Consider the following 20,813-nt stretch of genomic DNA (forward strand, 5'->3'; position numbering starts at 1 on the left):
TCTTAACCCACCAACCGGTTCGAATCAAAATTATCGATACCAAAATCATCCGCGCCATATGCGCCAAAGCTCTCATCCGCGTTCTGGCCAGCCCTGGCAGTGCCCGGTGCCGAAGGCTTCAGCCCCGCCACCAGATCGGCCAGTTCCGAGGCCGCCTGTTGCAGGCTTTTGCCCTGATCACTGGATTTCAGCACCATGCTGGCATTTTGCTGGGTCACCCGGTCCAGTTCGATCATCCCGGCGTTGATTTCGGAGATGGTCGAGGCCTGTTCGCCAGAAGAGGCTGCGATTTGGGTGATCAGCTTCGACACCGACTGAATTTTTGCGATGATATGTTCCAGGGACCGGCCCGCCTCATCCACGAGTTCAACCCCAACTTTGACTTTTTCAGAGCTGGCATGAATGAGATCACGGATCTCATTTGCAGAGGTGGCGGATTTCAGCGCCAAAGAGCGCACTTCGGAAGCAACAACCGCAAAGCCACGGCCAACTTCGCCAGCCCTGGCGGCTTCGACCCCCGCGTTCAGCGCCAAGAGGTTGGTCTGAAACGAGATATCATCAATCACGCTGTTGATAGCCGAAATCTTTTCTGAGGATTCATCGATTTCCTTCATCGCCTGCACCGTCCGCTTAACGATGTCGCCACTGCGCAGCGCTTCTTCAGAGGTCTCGGAAATGGTGCCTTCGACCTCTTTTGTCTGAGTTGTCGCATTGCGCACGTTCGAGGTGATGCTGTCTAGGGCTGCAGCCGTCTCTTCCAGAGTGGCTGCCTGGTTTTCCGTCCGCCGGGAGAGATCGTCCGTCCCAGAAGCCATTTCACCGATCTGCTGATCCATCTGCGAAATTGTAACCAGAACCCGACCGATCAGATCATCCAGCGTTTCGGCCGTTTGGTTGAAATCAGAGCGCAGCGCCGTGTATTCCGGGCTCATCTCCTTTTCGATGCGATAGGACAGATTGCCCTTGGACAGGTTGTTCAACCCGTTTGCCAGCTCTTCCACAACCCCGGCCTGCTCGGCGGCGGCTGCCTTGGAGGTTGCCTCCATCTCGGCATTGGCGCGCATGGCTTCGACAAATTCCACCACCGCTGCGGCCAGGCGGCCCAGCTCGTCCCGGCGACGTTTTTCTGGTACGGGACTATCAGTATCCCCACCGCGCAGCGTATCAATCCGGTCGACAATTCGGTCCAGCGGGCGCGTCACAGAGGCCGCCGACAGATAGACGATCACGCCGATCAACAGACACACCGCCAGGCCGATGATAGCCGATTGTAGATACAGCGAAGATACCGTTTCGCTAATGGTGCCATTGTTAAATCCCATAACCATTTGGCCAACCGCAGTTCCGTCGGTTAGCACCACGGGAAACTTGACATAGACCACCTGATTGATCTCGGTCATGCTTTCAGGGCTTTCATCTGCCAAAAGCGTGGCGATTTGCTCTTTCAGCTCTTCGCGGCGCGCCTCGTCGACAAAGACTTCGGCAAAACTGCCGCCATCGACAACCACCTGGGCAAAGAGCGCGTTATCCATTTCTGCCACGCCCTGAATGGCGCCCATTGCCGCATCACTGTTGAAATCCCACACCGCTGCAGCAACGGGGGGCACAACAAATCTCTGCGCCAATTGTATTTCTTCATCAAAGGCATCAATCAAGGCATTGCTGTGCTTGGATGCCCAGAAAACCGTATAGGCAAAATTCGACAGAACAATGCATGCCAAGATTGGCAACAACAATTTCTTCTTGATGGACATACTCAAGAATCGTTTTAGATGTCCCGACATGTTTTGCTCCAGTTGATTAAACGGCTTGTCGTGTTTTCGAGGCCTCCTGGTAGAAGGCAATTGCCCCCTGCCAGGTCCGCCTAGCCGGATTCGGCAGAAAACCAGGGGATCACAGGTGACCTGGCGAGAGCGCCGCCGTTTATTGGCCCGCCTTTGGCGACCAGCAAACGGCGGCATTCAGTTAGTAGGACATGTAGTTGCCCTCGAGGGAATCGCGGTATTTGTCTGTCCATTTGGTATTGATATCGGCAATGGTGCCTGCCGCTTCCAGTTCGGCAAAGCAGCGATCAAACTCTGCTGCCATGGCCGGATCACGAAAGCTCATCGCGTAGGGGCTAGGTTCGAAAATCGCCCGGAATTCGATCGGCTGGCTTGCATCTACACCGGCAGATGCGCCCGCTTCCTGCAGCTGACGGGCGAATTCGGCAAAGAGCATACCATCGCCCAGGATGCCATCAACACGCTTGCCATAGAGCAGCTTGCTTTGGGTTTTCTGGTCCGCCATTTCACGGTAGGTTTTGAACGCCTCGGTACTGCCCGACAGGCCTGGAATGATATTGCTGGCGCCTTCAAAGGCCACGATATTCCAGCCATCCAGATCCGACAGGGTCGCGGCTTCACGCTCGGAAGAGGTCAGGTATGACACACCATTTTGATAGGACACGTAGGATTGTGTCTGGGTGCCAGAGGTTGGCATGCCAACCGGGACGGTCGAAACCGCGTCGCCGGTGCCGCTTTCAAAAGACTGCCAATGACGGGTGAAAGGCTGCACAACAAAGACTGCGGTATGCCCGCATTGCCCAAGAACGGCCGAGATGATTTCAGCTTCGCGCCCGGTTCCGTCCTGGTTGACCATCGGAGGCAAATCACCCGCCAATACGGTCACCTCATCCGCCATTGCGGGGCTGGACAGAAAGACAAGTGACGCCGAGACGGTCGCTGCAATTCCAAACTTCATATCTTGCTCCTGAAAGAATTTCTTCTGTACAAGAGCATTTGTTTCTTAATACCCGATTACCTCTGCCCCCCTCGCCTTGGTCATTGCCAGTAGTCCGCGATTTTGGCGCCCGCCTATTTTTGCAACCTCAAAAAAGCAAACGGCTGGTGCCAAGACCATAAAAAAGACCGCGCAATGCGCCGACTGACAAGGCCTCGCCAAAGTATAGTTAAGTGACTGAAAAATATTACTTCAATCATTTTTCGACTACACGTTTCAGACCGAAACACGATAGTTGGCACCGAAATATTCGTCTTCTGGTGGCTGTCTTTTGTGCTGCTGGGGCTCTGCTGGACCGCTCAATCGCGGCCTTTACGTGGTTGCAACCGGTGGAAAAATCGCCCTGTTTGGAGATGGTCCCTAAAATGCCAAGTATATTTGGGCTGATTGTCCGCCTGCGAGACAGGTCAGATCAGGCTGGCCAGCCAGTATCCTGCCCTATCGTGCCACCGTCAGGGTGCGGACCATGCCCCAGCAGAAACCGGCTGCTCTCGCCCGTTGCGCCGCTATCCCGGCAGGTATCTGTCCGCAACCTTTTTCACCGCAGACTTGTCGGGTTGATTCACCGGCCAACGAAAGCTGAAGGTGCTGCCCGCCCCTTCCGCCGACCTAAGGGTGAGGTCTTCACCAAATTGCTGCGTCAGTTTTTCAATGATCGCCAGTCCTAGGCCGCTGCCTTCAATCCGGTCGCGTGGCTTTAGCCTTTTGAACATTTCAAACACCTCTCCATGAAAGCGCGCATCAATCCCCGGCCCGTCATCGCAAACAGAAAAGAGGTATCTGCCCTCTTCTTCCTGTACCGACACGGTCACAGTGCCATCTTCGCGGTCGTGATGCTTGACCGCATTGTTCAGCAGGTTTGAAAAGATCTGCATCAGCGGCATGCGATGCAGTTCAATATCTGCAAATTTGGGGTCCACATTGACCACAAAACTCTCGGGGACATCGGTCAGCAGCAAGGCCTCTTCGATCAACTTGTTCCCGACGATCTTCTGGTCATACCGCGCGTCTTCCCCCTGGCCGATGCGCGCATAGGCCAGCAGATCATCCAGCAGCCGCTCCATCCGGGCGACCCGGTTGCGCATCAGTTGTAGGTTTTCGGCGCTTTCAGGATCCATCACATCAGCCAGGTCTTCCTCTAGCCAGCCTGACGCATTGTCGATCACCCGAAGTGGCGCCTTCAGGTCATGCGAGGCCATATAGGCAAATTGATCCAGATCTCGATTGGAGCGCGACAGTTTTTGGATCATTTCCTCTCGCTCTTGCTCTGCCTCTTTGCGCTTTGAAATGTCGCGCACGACCCCGCAAAACAATCGTTGACCGCTGGTCGACACCTCGGTCACCGACAGGTCGATCGGAAAGGTGGATCCATCCCGACGCTGGCCCCTGACCTCGCGCCCGATGCCAATGATTTTACGGATGCCAGTGCGGCGGTAGTTGCTCAGATATGTGTCATGTTCGCGCTGATAAGGTTCGGGCATCAGCATCTTGATATTTTGGCCGATCACCTCTTCGGCGGCAAAGCCAAACATCTTGCCACAGGCCGCATTGTAGCTCTCGACTATGCCGTCATCGCGGATCGTGATAATGCCATCCAAGGCACTGGCCAGCACCGCCTGCAGGTTGCCTTCGCTCACTTCCCGCGACAGGGCCATCCTCTTTTGCGCGTAGATGATAAAGGCGGCGGCCCAGACCACAAAGATCGACAGCGCACGGTTCAACTGCACGATAGCCAGATCGACCCGGACATCGTCAATATACCAATAGCCGGCTCCGATCAGGCAGGTCGCCACACCCGCAAAAACAAAAGATGTTTTGGTGTGTTGCCACCAGATCGCCGTTAGCACAAACAGCGCATAGAGAACACCGGCAGCCACCCCCAATGGCGTCAGGAAATCAAAGGCCATGCCGACGATGATGCTCAGACAAGAGGCCAGCAGCATTTTGCCATCCCTAGGCATCAAATTACTCAACGCGCTGCTCTTTCTACTCACTGGCCCCATCGAAAACCTCCGCCCCTCCCCCTGAGAGTGCGCCTGTGCGCCACTTTAACCTACAAAGATTTCTCTTTCTGACAATGCCGGGACGACACCGCATCCCTTGCGGTTTCAGGATAAGCGCAGCAGAGCAGGCCAAGGCCGCACTCGCTGGTGCCCCGTGTTTTTTGCAATGGCTCGTGAACAAGGCTTGGTCAGACACCTGGCGCAAGCGGCGGTTCGCACACACGCCAAAAGCTTTGCAGGGTTTCCAGAATATGCCTGAGGTTATCCTGATTGCAGGGCTTCAAGATATAGCCATTTGCGCGGCTGCTATAGGCGCGTTCAATGTCACTTGGGTTGTCGGAGGTCGTAAACATATAGACCACACTATCGGCATGCCCAGTATCGAGGCGGCGCAGCTCGGCCAGGAACTCATGTCCGTTCATCCGGGGCATATTGATATCCAGCAGGATAAAATAGGGATGCGGAATGGCGCTTTCTTCGGTGCCGTTCTTCAGCAGTTCCAGGGCTTCAATCCCGTCCTGCACATGCACAACAACAGCATCCGGCGCGACCTTCTTCAACGCGCGCCGGGCGATCATCGCATCCACGTCATCGTCTTCGACCAGTAAGACATTCATCTGTCGGGTCATGTCAGGCAACCTCTTCAAGGGAGCTGGCAAACTCCGTTTTTGGCCAATGAAACGAAAACGTAGCGCCACTTCCAAGCGTCGAGTCCAGGTAAATATCGTATCCGTGACGTTTGACCGCCTTTTTCACGATAGCTAACCCAATACCTGTGCTGTCAGGGTCGGTGCCTTTGCGCAGGGTTTGGAATACATCAAAGATCTTTTGCTGATGCTCCGGCGCGATACCGGGGCCGTTATCGCTGATCGACACAAATAGCCTGTCGCCTTCATCTTCTATGTCAATGTCGACTTTGGCGGCCTCGCGATCCGGGTGGTATTTAAAGGCATTGCCAATCAGATTTTCCATCACACGGCGAAAGCGCGTACTGTCGCAAGACAGCGTTTCGACAGCAGACTCTAGCTGGATCTGATCGGGGCGCAGCTTGAAATCAGCAATGCAATCGTCAACCATGCGGCTGATCTGCAGCGAAGCGGTCAAATCTGCCGATACGTAGTTGATACGCGAAAATTCCATAATGCCGCTGGTCAGATTTTCCATACGCTCCAGCCGCTCGCGGATAAGCTGAAGGTGCTCCTTGATTTCACTGTGGGTCTCAAGCGGGCCAATCACGTCTTCCAGGTCTTCTTCCAGAACGTCCGTCAGAAACCCAATGCCGCGCGTCGGCGTTTTCAGATCATGTGAGGCAATATAGACAAATTGCTCGATTTCCTCATTTGCCTGTTCCAGGCTGTCGGTCTTGGCCCGCAACTCTTCGGTGATCTCATTTGCGTAGGCCTGGGCGCGGCTATTGGCGCGGGCCATCATTGCGATCAAGGCAATCACCAGCAGCTCAATCACCAGACCCGCAATCAGGATTATGGTTGGCTGGGTCGAAAGGTTTTGCGTCCGAAAGGCTTTGGTCGTGCGGATATCAACCGTCCAGGTCCGCCCATAGATATTCAACTCGACCATCTCGCGAAACATCGGGTTGGGGTCATATTCCGGCTCGTAGGTCTGACTGTGTTCATCATAGAGCAGCGTGCCACCATCATGGATACTGAAGTGAATTTCGCGCAGATCCTTGGCAAGCAGCCCCGCAACCAGTTTACGCATGATGAAGGGGGCATAGACGACCCCGGCAAAGCGCGCCTGGCGCTCTTCTACCGTGTCGGGTTGGCCACCTTCGTAAAATGGGGTGTAAAACAGGAACCCAGGTGTATTGCCGCTGTCCTGTACCAAAATAATCGGCTCGGTAATCTGCGCCTTCCCGCTGTCGCGACTGGCCAATAAACCTGTGCGCCGATTGATCTCATGGGCCACGTCCAGCCCGACAGCCGCCGCATTAAGCGCCTCTGGTTCGACAAAGGTGATCGGCAGCAGGACATCCTCATCATGTGCGGGAAAGATCTTGAAATTTCGCCTCTCCTCGCGCGCCCGCTCTGCCATGAAGGCCGCGCGCTCTGCACGCGCGACCTGGTAGATCACGCCGATACCGTTGACCCCAGGGTATTTTTCTTCCAGATTCAGTGAATGAGCAAAGGTGCGCCATTCCTGATGCGACAGCTCCCCCTCTAGCGCGGCAATATTTGCCACCCCCGACCAAAGCGCATCTTCGTAGCGCGACATCCGGTCGATTATCAGGCCAATGGTGCGTTCTTTGGAGGCGGTGAACCGGTTTTCAATCTGAATATTCAATTGATGTTTGGAATAAAGCCAAGCGCCAATGGTCATCGCCAGCGACATCGCAATGATGGTGAAATGCAACGCAGAGATACGAAACCCTGCAGCCCCAATGACCTTCATCGCATATCTCCTTCTCCGGCCAGAAACACAAAAACAGCCCACTGTGATAGGGCCACACCGTCAAAAATAACCCAGTCAAAACTGGCGCTGAAAGGCATTCAGTGGAGCATGAGGCCTGCAACAGTCAAATCAGGCTACTACAACCTATGGCTTTGGCCAAGTGGCAGCTATATCCGCTTGGTTGGGTCGCGACGCATCTATGGGGGGGCCTGTGGGGGGGGCCATAGACCGGGGCCCACCGGCCCTGACGTCTTGCGCCCAACAGCCGCAGCCCGGTCAAAGTGAAATAAATTTCACTATAAGATAGTTTTCCCATTTCCAGTTGACGAAACCTGGGTTGGTGCGGATCAGTAAGCGCACTGAATGTAATTTCGGCCTTCGGTATTTCTTGCGAAATCGGGGGAGCCGGGCACATTTTTAAGGCCAAAGAGCCTTTACCCAGGGAGGAAGACATGAAGAACGTGACTACAAAAAGGCTGATCGCATCTGCAGTTTTGGCTGTTTCGGCAGTGACGACGACACCCGCCATAGCCGAAGGAACACTCGCCTGCGAACCAGGTGAAACCTATATCATGAACGTGATGGTCTCGAGCCACCCCTATTGGGTGCCTGTCTATCAGGGCTTTAAACAAGCGGCCGAAGCCTTTGGCTGTAACACCGTATTTTCAGGCACACCTGACTATGACATCACCAAGCAGATTGCCTCTTTTGAACAGGATCTGGTCAAGGCCCCTGCGGGTATTTTGCTGCATCCGATGCAGTCGGATCCCTTTATCGAACCGATCAACCGGGCGATTGAAACCGGCACCGAGGTCGCGACCTTTGCCGCTGATTCTCCAAATTCGAACCGCACCGCCTATATTACATCGGACAATCACGCCGAGGCCAAATTCGCCGCGGAAGAGATCGTCAGCCAGATCGGCGACAGCGCCGAATATGCGGTGTTGGAAAACCCCGGCCAATCCAACCACGACCTGCGGGTGACAGCCCTGATTTCCTATATGGAAAACCACTACCCAGACATGAAGCTGGTGGGTCGTCAGGCCACCAATCAGGATAGTAACGCCGCCTATCGCGCCACGGCCTCAATCGTGCAGGCCAACCCGGATCTTGGTGCCATCTGGATCCCAGAGGCGGGCTCTGCCGAAGGGGCAGTTGCCGCAATCCTCGAGGCCAAATCCGATGTGCTGATCATGCATGCCGATGTGACACCCGCAACGCTGGAACATATCAAGGCCGGAAACATCCACATGGCCCTGAACCCAAACCAGGGCATGCAGGGCTTCATGGGGTTCTTGTCGGTATTCTTTGCCGCCCACAGCAATGTGTTTGACCCCTTCAACGATTACAAGGTCTCGGGCTTCAACCCGATGCAGATCCCCTATGTTGACAATGGTTTTGCGGTGATCACCCAGGACAATGCCGATAGCTTTGATCTGAACACCTATATGGCAGATCGCGACCCAAGCTAATTGGCCTGCGCCCTCAGGGGGCGGCGATGCAGCACGCGCATTGCCGCCCCAACCACCCCTTGCCCAAAACCGATGGCGACAAACCCATGACCGATGATCTTCTTTTGAAAATTACCGATGTGTCCAAATCCTTTGGTTCTGTCCGCGCCCTGCGCGGGGTGAATTTTGATCTGCGCAGAGGTGAAATCCATGCCTTGGCCGGGGAAAACGGGGCGGGGAAATCAACCCTGATGAATATCATCGATGGGATCCTGCGCCCGGACAGCGGTGAAATCCTGATAGATGGTCAGGCCGTCACCATCGCGTCGCCGACACAGGCGCAACAACTGGGCATTGGCTTTGTCCATCAAGAAATCGCCCTGTGCCCGGATGTCAGCGTCGCGGAAAACGTCTTTATGGCCGCCACCAATGTCAGCCGCGCCCTGGTGATGGACTACGGCGGGCTGTGTGCCAAAGCCGCGACAACCCTTGGCCAGCTATGCGATATTTCGCCCGCGACCCTGGTGCGCGACCTGTCCATTTCCAACCAGCAGTTGGTGGAAATCGCCAAGGCGCTGACGCTGGAGTGCCGAGTCCTGATCCTGGATGAACCCACCGCCGCACTGACCGAGAAAGAGGCGCAAATCCTGTTTGGGATCATGCGGAAACTGGCGGATCAGGGCATTTCCATCATCTATATTTCGCATCGCATGGTCGAAATCTTCGACAATTGTGATCGGGTCACCGTGTTTCGCGACGGGCAGCATATCACCACCCAAGAAGTTGCAGATATTGGCCCGGACGATGTGGTCAACGCCATGGTAGGCCGCGTCATAGACGATCTGTACCCGCCCAAGCTGGACGCCGCTGATCGCAGCGACGACATGATCCTTGAGGTCCGCAACCTGACAGATGATAATCGCTTTCACAATGTCAATTTCCACCTGAAGCGCGGCGAGATCCTTGGCTTTGCTGGCTTGATCGGCTCTGGCCGCAGCGAGATAGCCAAAGGCGTATGCCGCCTTGAATGCAGCGTGCGCGGTGAGACCTTTTTGAATGGTGCCCTCCTGACTCCCCGAGACTATCAAGACAGCATCCAGGCCGGTGTGGTCTACCTGTCGGAAGATCGCAAAGGCGATGGCATCTTTTTGGACATGGCGATTTCGGCCAATGTATCTGCACTGGATTTGCAGCGGGTATCATCGCCGCTCGGGGTGCTGAACAGCGCGCAGGAAACCCAGCAGGCCGCAGATCTGGGGCGCATGCTCAACCTGAAATGTGGCTGCCTCAGCGACCCGGTATCGTCGCTGTCCGGTGGCAATCAACAGAAGGTAGCGATTGCCAAGATGCTGAGCATCAATCCGAAACTCATCATTCTGGATGAACCCACACGCGGCGTGGATGTCGGCGCCAAATGCGAAATCCACCGCATCCTGCGCGCGCTCGCCGCCCAGGGCGTCGGAATTGTCGTCATCTCCTCAGAACTGCCGGAATTGATTGGGCTGTGCGACCGGGTGGCAGTGGTGCGCGAAGGCCGCATAAGCGGTGAAGTCAGCGGCGCCAAGATGACAGAAGAAAACATCATGCAACTGGCATCGGTGACCGATGCCACGGCGGCGTGAAAGACAAAGGACCAAGGCGGTGAGGAACTCTACTTTGACAGACACTGGCACAACACAGGCCGGAAGAACGGGGGCCGGCCAAACGGGGGCCACCCCAAAACAGGCCAGCGCGGCAGCGGCGCAGAACATTGTGCTCCGGCTGTTGCGCATGCGGGAAACAGGGCTGATTGCGATCATTCTGGCCTTGTTTATCGTGATGTCATTTGCATCGCCCTATTTTCTGACCTGGGTGAACATGCGGGCAATGGTCATGGCCTTCGCGGTCGAAGGCATTGTGGTCATCGGCATGACAATCCTGCTGATTTCAGGTGGCATCGATCTCTCTGTCGGTTCGGTCACCGCTCTGGCAATGGTGGTTGCGGGCTGGTTGTTCCTGGCCGGGGTTGATCCCTGGCTTGCCTCGGCGATTGCCATTCTGGTTTGTACTGGCGTCGGGGCCATCATGGGCTTCTTTGTCACCCGCGTCGGGCTGCACCATTTTATTGTATCGCTGGCGGTCATGGTGATTGCCCGCGGGATCTGCCTGCTGGCGACTGGCGGGCGCCCGCTGGGCCTGTTCACCCTCCCCCCTGAGTTCAAGTTCATCGGCCAGGGCTCTATCGGGCCGGTGCCACTGGTGATCATCATCTTTCTTGTGACCGTAGTTGCCTTTGATTTCCTGCTGCGCAAGACAACCGTGTTTCGCAAGGTCTTTTACACCGGCAGTAATGAACGCGCCGCCGCCTATTCTGGCATCCGCACCAAGAAGGTTGTCTTTCTCACCACCACGCTGTGTTCGGCGCTCTGCGGATTTGCCGGGATCATCTATATGGCCCGCTTTGGATCGGCACAGCCAACATTTGGCATCGGCATGGAGCTGAACGTGATTGCCGCTGCGGTGATCGGCGGCGCCAGCCTGTCGGGCGGCACTGGCACGATCTTTGGCGCCATCCTCGGCGTAGTCCTTTTATCGGTAGTTTCCAGTTCGCTGGCGCTGCTGGATGTATCGGTCTACTGGCAAGACATCATTCGCGGCTCTATCCTGCTGGCGGCGGTATCGATTGATCACTACCTGCAAAAACGGCGGGGGCGCAAATGACCGAGGCAAGCCCGAACTATGAAACCGCCCGTCAAATTCACGCGGTTCTTGTGCTCCACTTTGTTGAGGGCCTGAAACAATCCGAGATCGCAACCAAGCTCAACCTGTCAACCTCCAAGGTGAACCGGCTGATTGCCCAGGGGCGGCGGATGGGCATGGTCAAGATCGACATCAAAAGCCGGTTTCAGCATCTGATCGACTGTGAAGAGCAAATGGTCCGGACCACCGGGTTGAACAGCGCGGTAATTACCCCCACAGCGTCGGGCAACCCCGATACAACCCTGCAACAGGTGGGCCGGGCGGCAGCCAATTTCCTGCTGGAAACCCTGCGTGATGGCGATGTCATTGCCATCACCGGTGGCAAGGCCATCAGCGCGGTGGTCGAAAACCTGACGGCCGATATAGCGCGCGATGTCACCGTTGTACCGCTGACAGGCGGGGTACAGGGCAAGTATTTCACCGATGTCAACCACCTGGCCACCCAGCTGGCAGAACGCTTGGGCGGGCGCGCCATGCTGGTACATGCGCCACTCTTTGCCGAAACCCGCGCCCAGCGCGACATGCTGATGGAGGTCGGATCGGTGCGCGATGTCTTTGATATTGCGCGCAAGGCAAATGTTGCCCTGCTGGGGATCGGCTCGATACAGGCGGCGGACTCCAGCTATTACGACCTGAACCCGGTCCCCGAAGCAGATCGCAAGATGCTGGCAAACTCTGGCGTTGTTGCCGAATTGCTGGCGCATCTGATCGGCGATGATGGTCGGGTTGCGGATTACCCCCTGAACCACCGCCTGGTTGCCCTTGATCCCGGAGATCTGGCCGAATGTGGCCGGGTGATTGGCATTGCCTCGGGACTGGAAAAAGCCCGCCCTATCCGGGCCACGCTGAACGGCGGCTATCTGGACGCCCTGGTGCTGGACGAAGAAACCGCGCTCAACCTATTGAACCCAAAAGAGAGTAAACCCAATGTCGCATGAAATGCTATCGCGCCCGATTGGCAAAAGTGGAATAGAGGCCTCGGCCATTGGTCTGGGCACCTGGGCCATTGGCGGCTGGATGTGGGGGGGCACCGACGAGGCCACTTCGATCAAGGCAATCCAGGCCTCAATTGAGGCGGGCATCAGCCTGATCGACACCGCCCCGGCCTATGGGCAGGGCACTGCCGAGAAAATCGTCGGCAAGGCCCTGAAGGGGCGGCGCGACAAGGTTGTTCTTGCCACCAAATGCGGGCTTGTCTGGCATTGCCAGAACGGCAACCATTTCTTCGACCTTGAGAGCGGGCCAGTGCATCGCTACCTGGGGCGCGATGCGATCGTCTACGAGGTCGAACAAAGCCTCACCCGGCTGGGCACCGATTACATCGACCACTACATCACCCATTGGCAGGACCCGACCACCCCGGTTGAAGAAACGATGGAGGCACTGGAGCTGCTGAAAAAGCAGGGCAAAATCCGCTCTATCGGTGCCAGCAATACCAGTGCTGCAGATATCAGCGCCTATCTGGCGGCCGGGCAGCTGGATGCCATCCAGGAAGAATACAGCATGGTGAAGCGCGACATCGAGCAAACCCTGCTGCCGCTTGCGCAGGAAAACGGCGTCTCTGTGCTCAGCTATTCCTCGCTGGCGCTGGGGTTATTGTCGGGCAAAATGACCGTCGAGCGCAAATTCGAAGGCGATGACCAGCGCCGGGATAACCCGCGCTTTTCAGCGCCAAACCGGCAAAAGGTGCAACAGCTGATGGAGGAAATCATCCCGATCGCCGCCACCCATTCTGCCAGCCTGGCGCAGATCGTCATTGCCTGGACGCTACAACAGCCCGGTATCACCTTTTCCCTGTGCGGTGCGCGCAATGCAGATCAAGCCCAGGAAAATGCCAAGGCCGGGCGTATCCGGCTCTCTGCGGCAGATATCCAAGGCATCAACAGTGCCGCGCGGCAACATCTGCAAGACCTAGACGGCTAATCACCTGACCCTGGTTGATTTAAATTCTGCCGCCCTCTCGGGTCGGCAAACGGAGAAGTTATGTCCAAACAACGCCAAGACAACCTTGCTGCGCTTTCACACGATGACAGCTTTGATGTTGTTGTGCTGGGCGGTGGGATCAATGGGATCGGGGTTTACCGCGACCTCGCCCTGCAGGGGCTACGCGTTCTGCTGGTGGAACGAAACGATTTTTGTTCCGGCTGCAGTGCCGCCCCCTCTCGGATGATCCATGGTGGCCTGCGCTATCTGGAAAACGGCGAGTTTGATCTGGTCAAGGAATCCCTCGCCGAACGCGATGCTTTGCTGCGCAACGCGCCCCACTATGTGCAGCCCCTGCCCACCACCATCCCGATCACCTCTTTGCTGTCCGGCACCCTGAATGCGGCGGCCTCTTTCCTGGGGTGGTCTGGCAAACCCTCGCGGCGCGGCGCCCTGCCGATCAAACTGGGGCTGGGGCTGTATGATTGGGTGACACGGTGTAACCGTGTTCTGCCCAGGCACCAGTTCCACAGCGCAGGCAGCACCCGCAGGGCCCGCCCGGCGCTAACGCCGGATCTGCTCTGCTCTGCCACCTATTATGACGCCTGGATCAGCCATCCGGAACGGCTGGGCCTGGAAATGATCCTGGATGTTGAACAGCACAGCCCGGAATCGCGGGCGCTAAGCTATGCAGAGCTAACCCCCGATGGTGACAATTGGCATGTCACCGACAGCGTGACCGGCAGCCGCAAGCCCATCAAAACCAAGGTCATTGTCAACGCGACGGGGGCCTGGCTGGACAGCGCCATCAGCGCGCTCAACCCCGGTGCGACCCGGACCGCGCCGCTGGTGTCGGGCACCAAGGGATCACATCTGATCCTTGACAATGCCAGCCTGATGCAGGCGCTGGATGGCCATATGATCTACTTTGAAAATGATGATGGCCGGGTTTGCATTGTCTTTCCCTATCTCGGCAAAGTGCTGGCTGGATCTACCGATATCCGGGTCGAGGCGGCGCAGCGGGTACGCTGCGAGGCGGCAGAACGCGACTATATCCTGGCCTCGCTGGGGCGGGTCTTTCCCGATATCGACCTATCGGCAGATCAAATCGTCTTTAGCTATAGCGGCATACGCCCCCTCCCCAAAAGCGACCACGACTATACCGGGCGCATCTCACGCGGGCATGATGTGCGCAGGATCAATGGCACTGTGCCGCAGTTCTGCATGATCGGCGGCAAATGGACCACTTTTCGCGCCTTTGCCGAACAGACAAGCAACGCTGTGCTGCAAGAGCTGAAACACCCGCGCCAGACCAGCACCCGCACGCTGGCAATTGGCGGCGGCGTGGGCTTTGCCAGCGCGCAGGCCGATGCCACCGCCACGGGCGACTCCCGCAGGGACCATCTGCTTGCGACCTACGGCAGCCGCGCCAGCGAGGTCGCCGCCTTTTGCGCCGCCTTTACCGATGATCGCCCGCTGACAGATGCCAGCGCCACCACCACCGGGGAAATCGCCTTTCTGGCCCTCCACGAACATGTGGTGACCCTGTCGGATATCGTGCTGCGACGCAGCCCACTGGCGATTACCGGCCAGATTTCAACCCGGATGATTGACCAGATCTGCGCCGTTCTGCGCCCCCTTATGGCCTGGTCACAGGCCGAAACAACCCAGCAAAAGCAGGCCCTGCTTGCTGAACTCAACAGCTATTACGGCGTATCGCAAGATATGCTCGACAGCCGCAATTGAACGAAGGACACCCCAATGAAAATCAGTACCAAAGCCCGCATGAACCGGATGTTCAGCAATGGTGGCTGCCTGGATGTGGCGATCGACCACGGCGTCTGTAACGAGACGAGCTTTCTGGTTGGGCTGGAGAATATGCCAGCGGTCATGGACACACTGATCAAGGCGCGCCCGGATGCCATCCAATGCGCCTATGGCCAGGCGGATTTGCTGCAATCACGACCCGAAAAGGATAAACCGGCGCTGGTGATGCGGATCGACATGGGCAACCCCTACAATGACCAGCGCCACCGGGTGATGTGGTCGATGCTGCAAAACGCCGACGAACCGCTGATTGGCGCCCTGGAAATGGATGCCGCAGCAGTGGTGGTCAATTTGTTCATGTTGCCGGATGAACCAGAGCTGTTTCGCCAATGCGTTGAAAACATCAGCCGGGTGCGGGCCGCCTGTGACAAATACGGCATGCCGCTGATGATTGAACCGCTGGTGATGCTGCCCAACGATGTACGCGGTGGCTATCAGGTGGATGGCGATGCCCAAAAGATTGTGACCCTGACCCGATTGGCAAGCGAAATGGGCGCCGATATCATCAAGGCAGACCCGACCGAAAACCCCGAAGACTTCCACCGTGTTGTCGCAGCCGCACGGGTGCCGGTTCTGGTACGCGGAGGCGGCAAGGAAGATCTGAAAACCGTCTTGATGAAATCCGCCGCGATTATGGCGCAGGGGGCCAAGGGCATGGTTTATGGGCGTAATATCTATCAGCACGACAATCCCAAAGCGGTTGTCGCCGCCCTTATGGCGATGATCCACACCGGTGCCAGCGGCGAAGAAGCCTGGGATGTATACAATCGTGGCTGATCAGGAAAAATATCTGCTGGGGCTGGATGCCGGCAATACGGTGATCAAGGCGGTTCTGTTTGATCTGCACGGCAAACAGATCGCGCTTTGCGCCCTGGATGGCCAGTCCTCCACCCCCCAGCCAGGTCACGTAGAACGTGACCTGAACGAGCTGTGGGACAATGCCCAAAGCGCCATTCGCGGCTGCATTGATCGTGCGGGCATTGATGCCGCGCAGATCATCGCCATTGGCTGTGCCGGTCATGGCAACGGGCTGTATCTGCTGGACCAGGACCAGGCACCGCTGCTGGGTATTCAGTCGCTGGATACCCGCGCCGCAGAGCTGGCGCAGGCGCTGGATGCACAGGTAGGGCGGGAATTGCATGACATCTGCCTGCAACGCCCCTGGCCCGCGCAGACGCCAAGCCTGCTGGCCTGGGTGAAACAGCACCAACCCGATCTTTATGCCCGCGCCGGAACGGTGCTGCTGTGCAAGGATTTCCTCAGCTACCAGCTGACAGGCCGCCGCGTCAGCGACCTATCCGATATGAGCGGCTGCGGATTGGCCCGGCTGCCCGAGGGATGCTATGACGATGGCCTTCTGGCACTCTATGGGCTGGCGGATGCGCGCGACAAGCTGCCAGAACTGCTTGACCCGGCTGCGACAGTCGGCGGTGTAACTGCCACCGCCGCCCAGGCAACCGGGCTTGCCCCCGGCACCCCGGTGATTGCGGGCTATTTTGACGTCATTGCCAGCGCCCTGGGGTCAGGTGTTGTTTCGGCTGGCGAGGCCTCGATCATCGTGGGCACCTGGAGCATCAACCAGGTATTCTCAACCACTCCGGTGCAGGATGACAGTGTCTTTATGGTGGCCCGGTTTGGCCCTGAGCGCTTTGTGAATATCGACTCCAGTGCCACATCGGCTGCCAACCTGGAATGGTATGTCCGCACCTTTGTCGAACGTGGTGGCCATCATGATGATCCCTTTGGCTATTGCAACGCCTGCCTGGACCAGACCCCACCGGGGCTGGACGATCCGTTTTTCCACCCCTTCCTCTATGGCTCGCGGCTGGCGGCACAGGAACGTGCTGGTTTCTTTGGGCTGGCGGGATGGCATGGCGAAGGCCACATGCTGCGCGCCCTGTTTGAAGGCGTGATGTTCGAACATAAACGCCATATCGCGGTCCTAGAGGCCGCCGGGGTCAGTTTTGAGCGCGCAACCCTGTCCGGAGGCGGAGCCCGCAGCCCGCATTGGCCGCAGATGTTTGCCAATTGTCTTGGCGTGCCGATAACCGTGGCCGAGGCGCAGGAAACAGGCGCGCTTGGGGCTGCCATCGGCGCCGCTGTTGGTCTGGGCCAGTTTGCAAATTACGAACAAGCCCTTGCCGCCATGACCCGATCCGCCAAGGGGTTTTCGCCGGATCCGCAGATGCAGGATTTCTACGCGAGGCGCTATGCTGCCTGGTTGGATCTGCGCCATCGCATGCAGGGCTTTGCGGGCGCGCGTGATGATGTAGAGTGAACAGCTGGACGGCCACTCTGACGATATCATCATCAGCGCGGGCCCAGCGGGCTGTGTACTGGCCAATCGGTTGACCCAGAACCCAAAGGTCCGGCTGCTGACGCAGGCCCATGTCAAAGTGCTGTGCTGGAGGGGAAAGCGATTACCGGCCTGCGCCTGCGCGTCAAGGGCAAGCCCTTGTTTACCTCTGTTCCCCGCCGCGACACGCCAAACAAGCAGCAGCCTAAGCTGCGCCCAAAAATGACAGATCACGGCGCTTCAAGCTTCGGCGGGCAAGTTCCCCATAGATCTGACGGACCTGCCCGCGACCCGGTTCCCCGGCCAGTCCATAGACCGGTGCCAGGTCGGGGAAGAGTTCAAACAGCTCTCGCATATTGTCAGCCGATAGCCCGCGAATAGCCTCGGGGCCGGGCCAGAAGGTTTCCGTGGCAATGCCCTCGGCAAAAACCACCTCGTGTTGCTCGGTCATCAGATGAACATAGGTGACGCCCTGATCGCCATAGAGCTGCTGGCCGCAATTCTCGTCTATCCCGGCCAGCAACTTTGCTGACACAAAGCTTTCGCCAAAGGGGTTATCTTCCCCAAGAGTCCGACGATGGACCAGCAGGCGGTGCTGTGGCGACAGCAGCATTGGCCGTTCAGGCGACAGGAGACCGCCCGGGCTAAGACAGTAGGGCCGCAGATGAGGCCGCCGCAGCAGCTCGGCGTGGTCCAGCCTGCGCTGTCCAACCCAAATCACCGGTTGAAATCCGTTATCGGCAGTTTGCAGCATGTCCCCCACCTGGATTTGGCCGGCTGGCACGGTGCCGCGCTGGGTCGCCAAAAGAACCTCGGGGGTGAAGCAGGGTATCCCGGCAGCATGCAGCTGCGACGGGCTGGTGATTTGCGCCGGGGACACCCCTTCAAGCACCAGGGTCTCTCCGCCAGGAAAGCTGAGGAGCGCATTGCCAAAGCCATCATCCGACACCGAAACATCCTGACTGCGGACGCTGCCATCCAGTCCGGTGCCACCGGTCAGATCTGAAACATCAAGCTGATCGTTGTAAAATCCGTCCTCATCATCATCGAAGACATTAAAATCACTGAGGGTATCGGCACCACCGCTTGCAGTCAGGATAATCTGGTCATAGCCAGCGCCACTGGTGATGGAATCGCTGCCGCCGCCAAGCGTGATCGTGTCATCGCCGGCGCCCGCGTCGATGATAATGCCAGCACTGTCAGCTGAAGCGTCCACCACGTCGTCCTGCCCGGTCAGCGTCATCGCTTCGATTTCGGAAAAGCCGATCGTATCAGCGCCGTCGGTGACGGTGCCCGCCTCATCCCCTGTATAGGTGACCGTTACGCCACTGGCGGTAACACCCGAAAGATCCACGGTGTCATAGTCAACTCCGGCCTCGCCGCCGACCACGGTGTCATTGCCAAAACCATCAGAGATCTCAAAGGTATCGGAATCCGCTTCACCATACATCAGATCTGCGCCAGCGCCGCCGACGAGGAGGTCGTTGTCATTGCCCCCATACATGGTGTCGTTGCCGTCACCACCTTCCAGGGTGTCATTGCCGTCGGTTGCCACGATACTGTCGTTGCCGACACCGCCAACAAGGCTGTCGTCCCCGGCCGAGTTATGCAGCGTATCATCGCCTTCGCCGCCCATCAGCGTGTCATTGCCAAGGCCGGTGGTCAGATAGTCATTGCCAAGACCGCCTTCGATATAATCGTCACCGTCACCACCCGAGATGGTATCGCCGCCGTCACCACCAATCAGAGTGTCATTGCCAGCACCGCCGGACATGACATCATCACCGGCACCGCCATCTAGGCTGTCACTGCCCATTTCGCCGTACATCAGATCGGCGTCATTGCCACCACGCAGAACGTCGTTGTCATTGCCCCCGTACATGGTGTCGTTGCCGTCGCCGCCTTCCAGAGTGTCATTGCCGTCGGTTGCCACGATGCTGTCGTTGCCGACACCCCCAACAAGGCTGTCGTCCCCGGCCGAGTTGTGCAGCGTATCATCGCCCTGCCCGCCCATCAGCGTATCGTTCCCGATGCCGGTGGACAGAAAGTCATTTCCTTCACCACCTTCGATATAATCGTCGCCCTCGCCACCCGAGATGGTATCGCCGCCGGCGCCACCGAGCAGGGTGTCAGAACCGATCCCGCCGTCCATTACGTCGTCGCCGTCACCGCCATCCAGACTGTCGTTGCCATCCTCACCAAAAAGCGAGTCATTCCCCCCCTGGCCATAGACCACATCATCACCATCCCCCGCCAAAACGGTATCGGCGCCTTGTTCGATGATGGAAACAACGGGATCATCAATGATATCCCCAGAGAGAGTGAAACCGGAATCTCCCTCTCGCGTCTGCAGGGTGAATTCAATTGAAGACCTGTCCTCGAACTGGGCAGAGAACCAGGCGTCCTGATCAAAATAGTCGTTTAGTTCAGACCCGGTGGCCGTCACCATATGGCCGTCAGTTGTTGTCGTCAGCGAAGAATCCTGCGACACGCCAAAGGAGGTGAAGCTGTTGCCATCAACAATGACCGCTTCGGCATCGCCAATATAACTGTTGTCATCGACATCATTAAAGGTCGCGGTCGAGTTGAGGAAAATAGGTTCGCCAGTATTCGGGTCGTAGAATTCCAAACGGAAGGTGGCCTGATCCCCCCATTCATCCCCGCTCAGAAAGACTTCTGCCCCCTCGGCGTAGCCAAACGTTACCAACATATCCGGGTTGGATTTTTCCACCAGAACCAGCCGACCCCAGACCTTGCTGCCGTCCTCAAGCGTTGCAATATCGCTAAAGATGGCAGAATCGCCCGCAGTCCCCAGGTAGCCATCGTGGGAAACATATTGCATATTGGCGAGTTCCAGCGACAGGGGAGAGGCATTCACCCCCTGCGCAAAGCCATCTCCCATGTCACCATAGATGACATCATCGCCCTCGCCCCCATCGATAAGATCACTGCCTTCTTCACCCGCAACGGTATCGTTACCCGCGTCTGCATCGATTGTATCGTCGCCGGTAGTGCCATCCATCTTGTTGTTACCAATGTCTCCTATCTGGGTCGTTTTACCGGCAACAAGGTCTTCTAGCCAATCTGGTCGTGTCATGAATTCTACCCGGCTTTCGTTGGGGGACTTTGGGGAACCCACAAAAGGTAGCGGAAGGTTCGTAAGATTAGGTAAACCGGATTGTTTTTCCAAATAACCCGCGATGCGCCGCACCTGTCAGGCGACGAGCAGCAACCGAAACGGAAGTTGACCAGACCAGAGGCCTGAGGTGCCCCTAGATTTGTAGACGCTTTGCTTGGTAATTTTGGAAGCAAAGGACGATGCACATGTCAGGGCAAATTCGCTATTCAGATGAGTTCAAGATCGACGCGGTAGCTCAGGTCACG

The 20,813-nt window shown here is 57.3% G+C and carries 14 protein-coding genes; 8 read left to right on the top strand and 6 right to left on the bottom strand.

Going from position 1 to position 20,813, the window contains the following annotated elements:
* Positions 1-2: 2 nt before the first annotated feature.
* The 5 genes from LRK71_RS19285 to LRK71_RS19305 form a co-directional block, all read right to left on the bottom strand.
* A complete protein-coding gene (locus LRK71_RS19285) occupies positions 3-1,730 on the bottom strand; it encodes a methyl-accepting chemotaxis protein (protein ID WP_232405592.1) in 1,728 nt (575 codons plus the stop codon).
* Positions 1,731-1,965: 235 nt separating this feature from the next.
* Positions 1,966-2,742, bottom strand: coding sequence for a substrate-binding periplasmic protein (locus LRK71_RS19290; RefSeq protein ID WP_232405593.1), 777 nt, complete (start codon positions 2,740-2,742; stop codon positions 1,966-1,968).
* 545 nt (positions 2,743-3,287) lie between these two features.
* Positions 3,288-4,754 (bottom strand): sensor histidine kinase, encoded by a 1,467-nt coding sequence (locus tag LRK71_RS19295; protein ID WP_232405594.1) that lies wholly within the window; start codon positions 4,752-4,754, stop codon positions 3,288-3,290.
* Positions 4,755-4,972: 218 nt separating this feature from the next.
* Positions 4,973-5,413 (bottom strand): response regulator, encoded by a 441-nt coding sequence (locus LRK71_RS19300; RefSeq protein WP_232405595.1) that lies wholly within the window; start codon positions 5,411-5,413, stop codon positions 4,973-4,975.
* A 1-nt stretch (position 5,414) separates the two neighbouring features.
* On the bottom strand, positions 5,415-7,193 hold the full coding sequence (locus LRK71_RS19305; RefSeq protein ID WP_232405596.1) for a CHASE domain-containing protein: 1,779 nt from the start codon (positions 7,191-7,193) through the stop codon (positions 5,415-5,417).
* Between the two features lie 452 nt (positions 7,194-7,645).
* Here LRK71_RS19305 and LRK71_RS19310 point away from each other — a divergent pair, with 452 nt between their 5' ends.
* Genes LRK71_RS19310 through LRK71_RS19345 form a run of 8 tightly spaced genes read left to right on the top strand, consistent with a single transcriptional unit; the run spans position 7,646 to position 17,411 of the window.
* Positions 7,646-8,665: a substrate-binding domain-containing protein gene (locus tag LRK71_RS19310; RefSeq protein WP_232405597.1), complete on the top strand. Its 1,020-nt coding sequence runs from the start codon at positions 7,646-7,648 to the stop codon at positions 8,663-8,665.
* Between the two features lie 26 nt (positions 8,666-8,691).
* Positions 8,692-10,266, top strand: coding sequence for a sugar ABC transporter ATP-binding protein (locus tag LRK71_RS19315; RefSeq protein ID WP_232405598.1), 1,575 nt, complete (start codon positions 8,692-8,694; stop codon positions 10,264-10,266).
* Between the two features lie 34 nt (positions 10,267-10,300).
* Complete coding sequence (locus tag LRK71_RS19320; protein WP_232405599.1) at positions 10,301-11,344, top strand: ABC transporter permease; 1,044 nt, start codon at positions 10,301-10,303, stop codon at positions 11,342-11,344.
* On the top strand, positions 11,341-12,321 hold the full coding sequence (locus LRK71_RS19325; RefSeq protein ID WP_232405600.1) for a sugar-binding transcriptional regulator: 981 nt from the start codon (positions 11,341-11,343) through the stop codon (positions 12,319-12,321). The genes LRK71_RS19320 and LRK71_RS19325 overlap by 4 nt, the downstream gene beginning before the upstream one ends.
* The gene (locus tag LRK71_RS19330; protein WP_232405601.1) at positions 12,311-13,306 is read left to right on the top strand and encodes an aldo/keto reductase; all 996 of its coding nucleotides are present in this window, start codon (positions 12,311-12,313) and stop codon (positions 13,304-13,306) included. The genes LRK71_RS19325 and LRK71_RS19330 overlap by 11 nt, the downstream gene beginning before the upstream one ends.
* A gap of 60 nt (positions 13,307-13,366) precedes the next feature.
* Positions 13,367-15,052, top strand: coding sequence for a glycerol-3-phosphate dehydrogenase/oxidase (locus tag LRK71_RS19335; protein WP_232405602.1), 1,686 nt, complete (start codon positions 13,367-13,369; stop codon positions 15,050-15,052).
* 15 nt (positions 15,053-15,067) lie between these two features.
* Complete coding sequence (locus LRK71_RS19340) at positions 15,068-15,910, top strand: class I fructose-bisphosphate aldolase (protein ID WP_232405603.1); 843 nt, start codon at positions 15,068-15,070, stop codon at positions 15,908-15,910.
* Complete coding sequence (locus LRK71_RS19345) at positions 15,891-17,411, top strand: FGGY-family carbohydrate kinase (protein WP_232405604.1); 1,521 nt, start codon at positions 15,891-15,893, stop codon at positions 17,409-17,411. The genes LRK71_RS19340 and LRK71_RS19345 overlap by 20 nt, the downstream gene beginning before the upstream one ends.
* A gap of 223 nt (positions 17,412-17,634) precedes the next feature.
* Here the strand turns inward: LRK71_RS19345 and LRK71_RS19350 are convergent, their stop codons facing one another.
* A complete protein-coding gene (locus LRK71_RS19350; protein WP_232405605.1) occupies positions 17,635-20,526 on the bottom strand; it encodes a Hint domain-containing protein in 2,892 nt (963 codons plus the stop codon).
* Between the last annotated feature and the right edge of the window lie 287 nt (positions 20,527-20,813).

Source organism: Pseudophaeobacter flagellatus (assembly GCF_021228235.1).
Taxonomy (GTDB): domain Bacteria; phylum Pseudomonadota; class Alphaproteobacteria; order Rhodobacterales; family Rhodobacteraceae; genus Pseudophaeobacter; species Pseudophaeobacter flagellatus.

Coding starts and splice junctions, on each gene's coding strand:
- LRK71_RS19305 (WP_232405596.1), bottom strand. CDS start 7,193: ATGAAGGTCATTGGGGCTGCAGGGTTTCGTATCTCTGCGTTGCATTTC.
- LRK71_RS19315 (WP_232405598.1), top strand. CDS start 8,692: ATGCAGCACGCGCATTGCCGCCCCAACCACCCCTTGCCCAAAACCGAT.
- LRK71_RS19325 (WP_232405600.1), top strand. CDS start 11,341: ATGACCGAGGCAAGCCCGAACTATGAAACCGCCCGTCAAATTCACGCG.
- LRK71_RS19310 (WP_232405597.1), top strand. CDS start 7,646: ATGAAGAACGTGACTACAAAAAGGCTGATCGCATCTGCAGTTTTGGCT.
- LRK71_RS19290 (WP_232405593.1), bottom strand. CDS start 2,742: ATGAAGTTTGGAATTGCAGCGACCGTCTCGGCGTCACTTGTCTTTCTG.
- LRK71_RS19350 (WP_232405605.1), bottom strand. CDS start 20,526: ATGACACGACCAGATTGGCTAGAAGACCTTGTTGCCGGTAAAACGACC.
- LRK71_RS19335 (WP_232405602.1), top strand. CDS start 13,367: ATGTCCAAACAACGCCAAGACAACCTTGCTGCGCTTTCACACGATGAC.
- LRK71_RS19330 (WP_232405601.1), top strand. CDS start 12,311: ATGTCGCATGAAATGCTATCGCGCCCGATTGGCAAAAGTGGAATAGAG.
- LRK71_RS19345 (WP_232405604.1), top strand. CDS start 15,891: ATGTATACAATCGTGGCTGATCAGGAAAAATATCTGCTGGGGCTGGAT.
- LRK71_RS19340 (WP_232405603.1), top strand. CDS start 15,068: ATGAAAATCAGTACCAAAGCCCGCATGAACCGGATGTTCAGCAATGGT.
- LRK71_RS19300 (WP_232405595.1), bottom strand. CDS start 5,413: ATGACCCGACAGATGAATGTCTTACTGGTCGAAGACGATGACGTGGAT.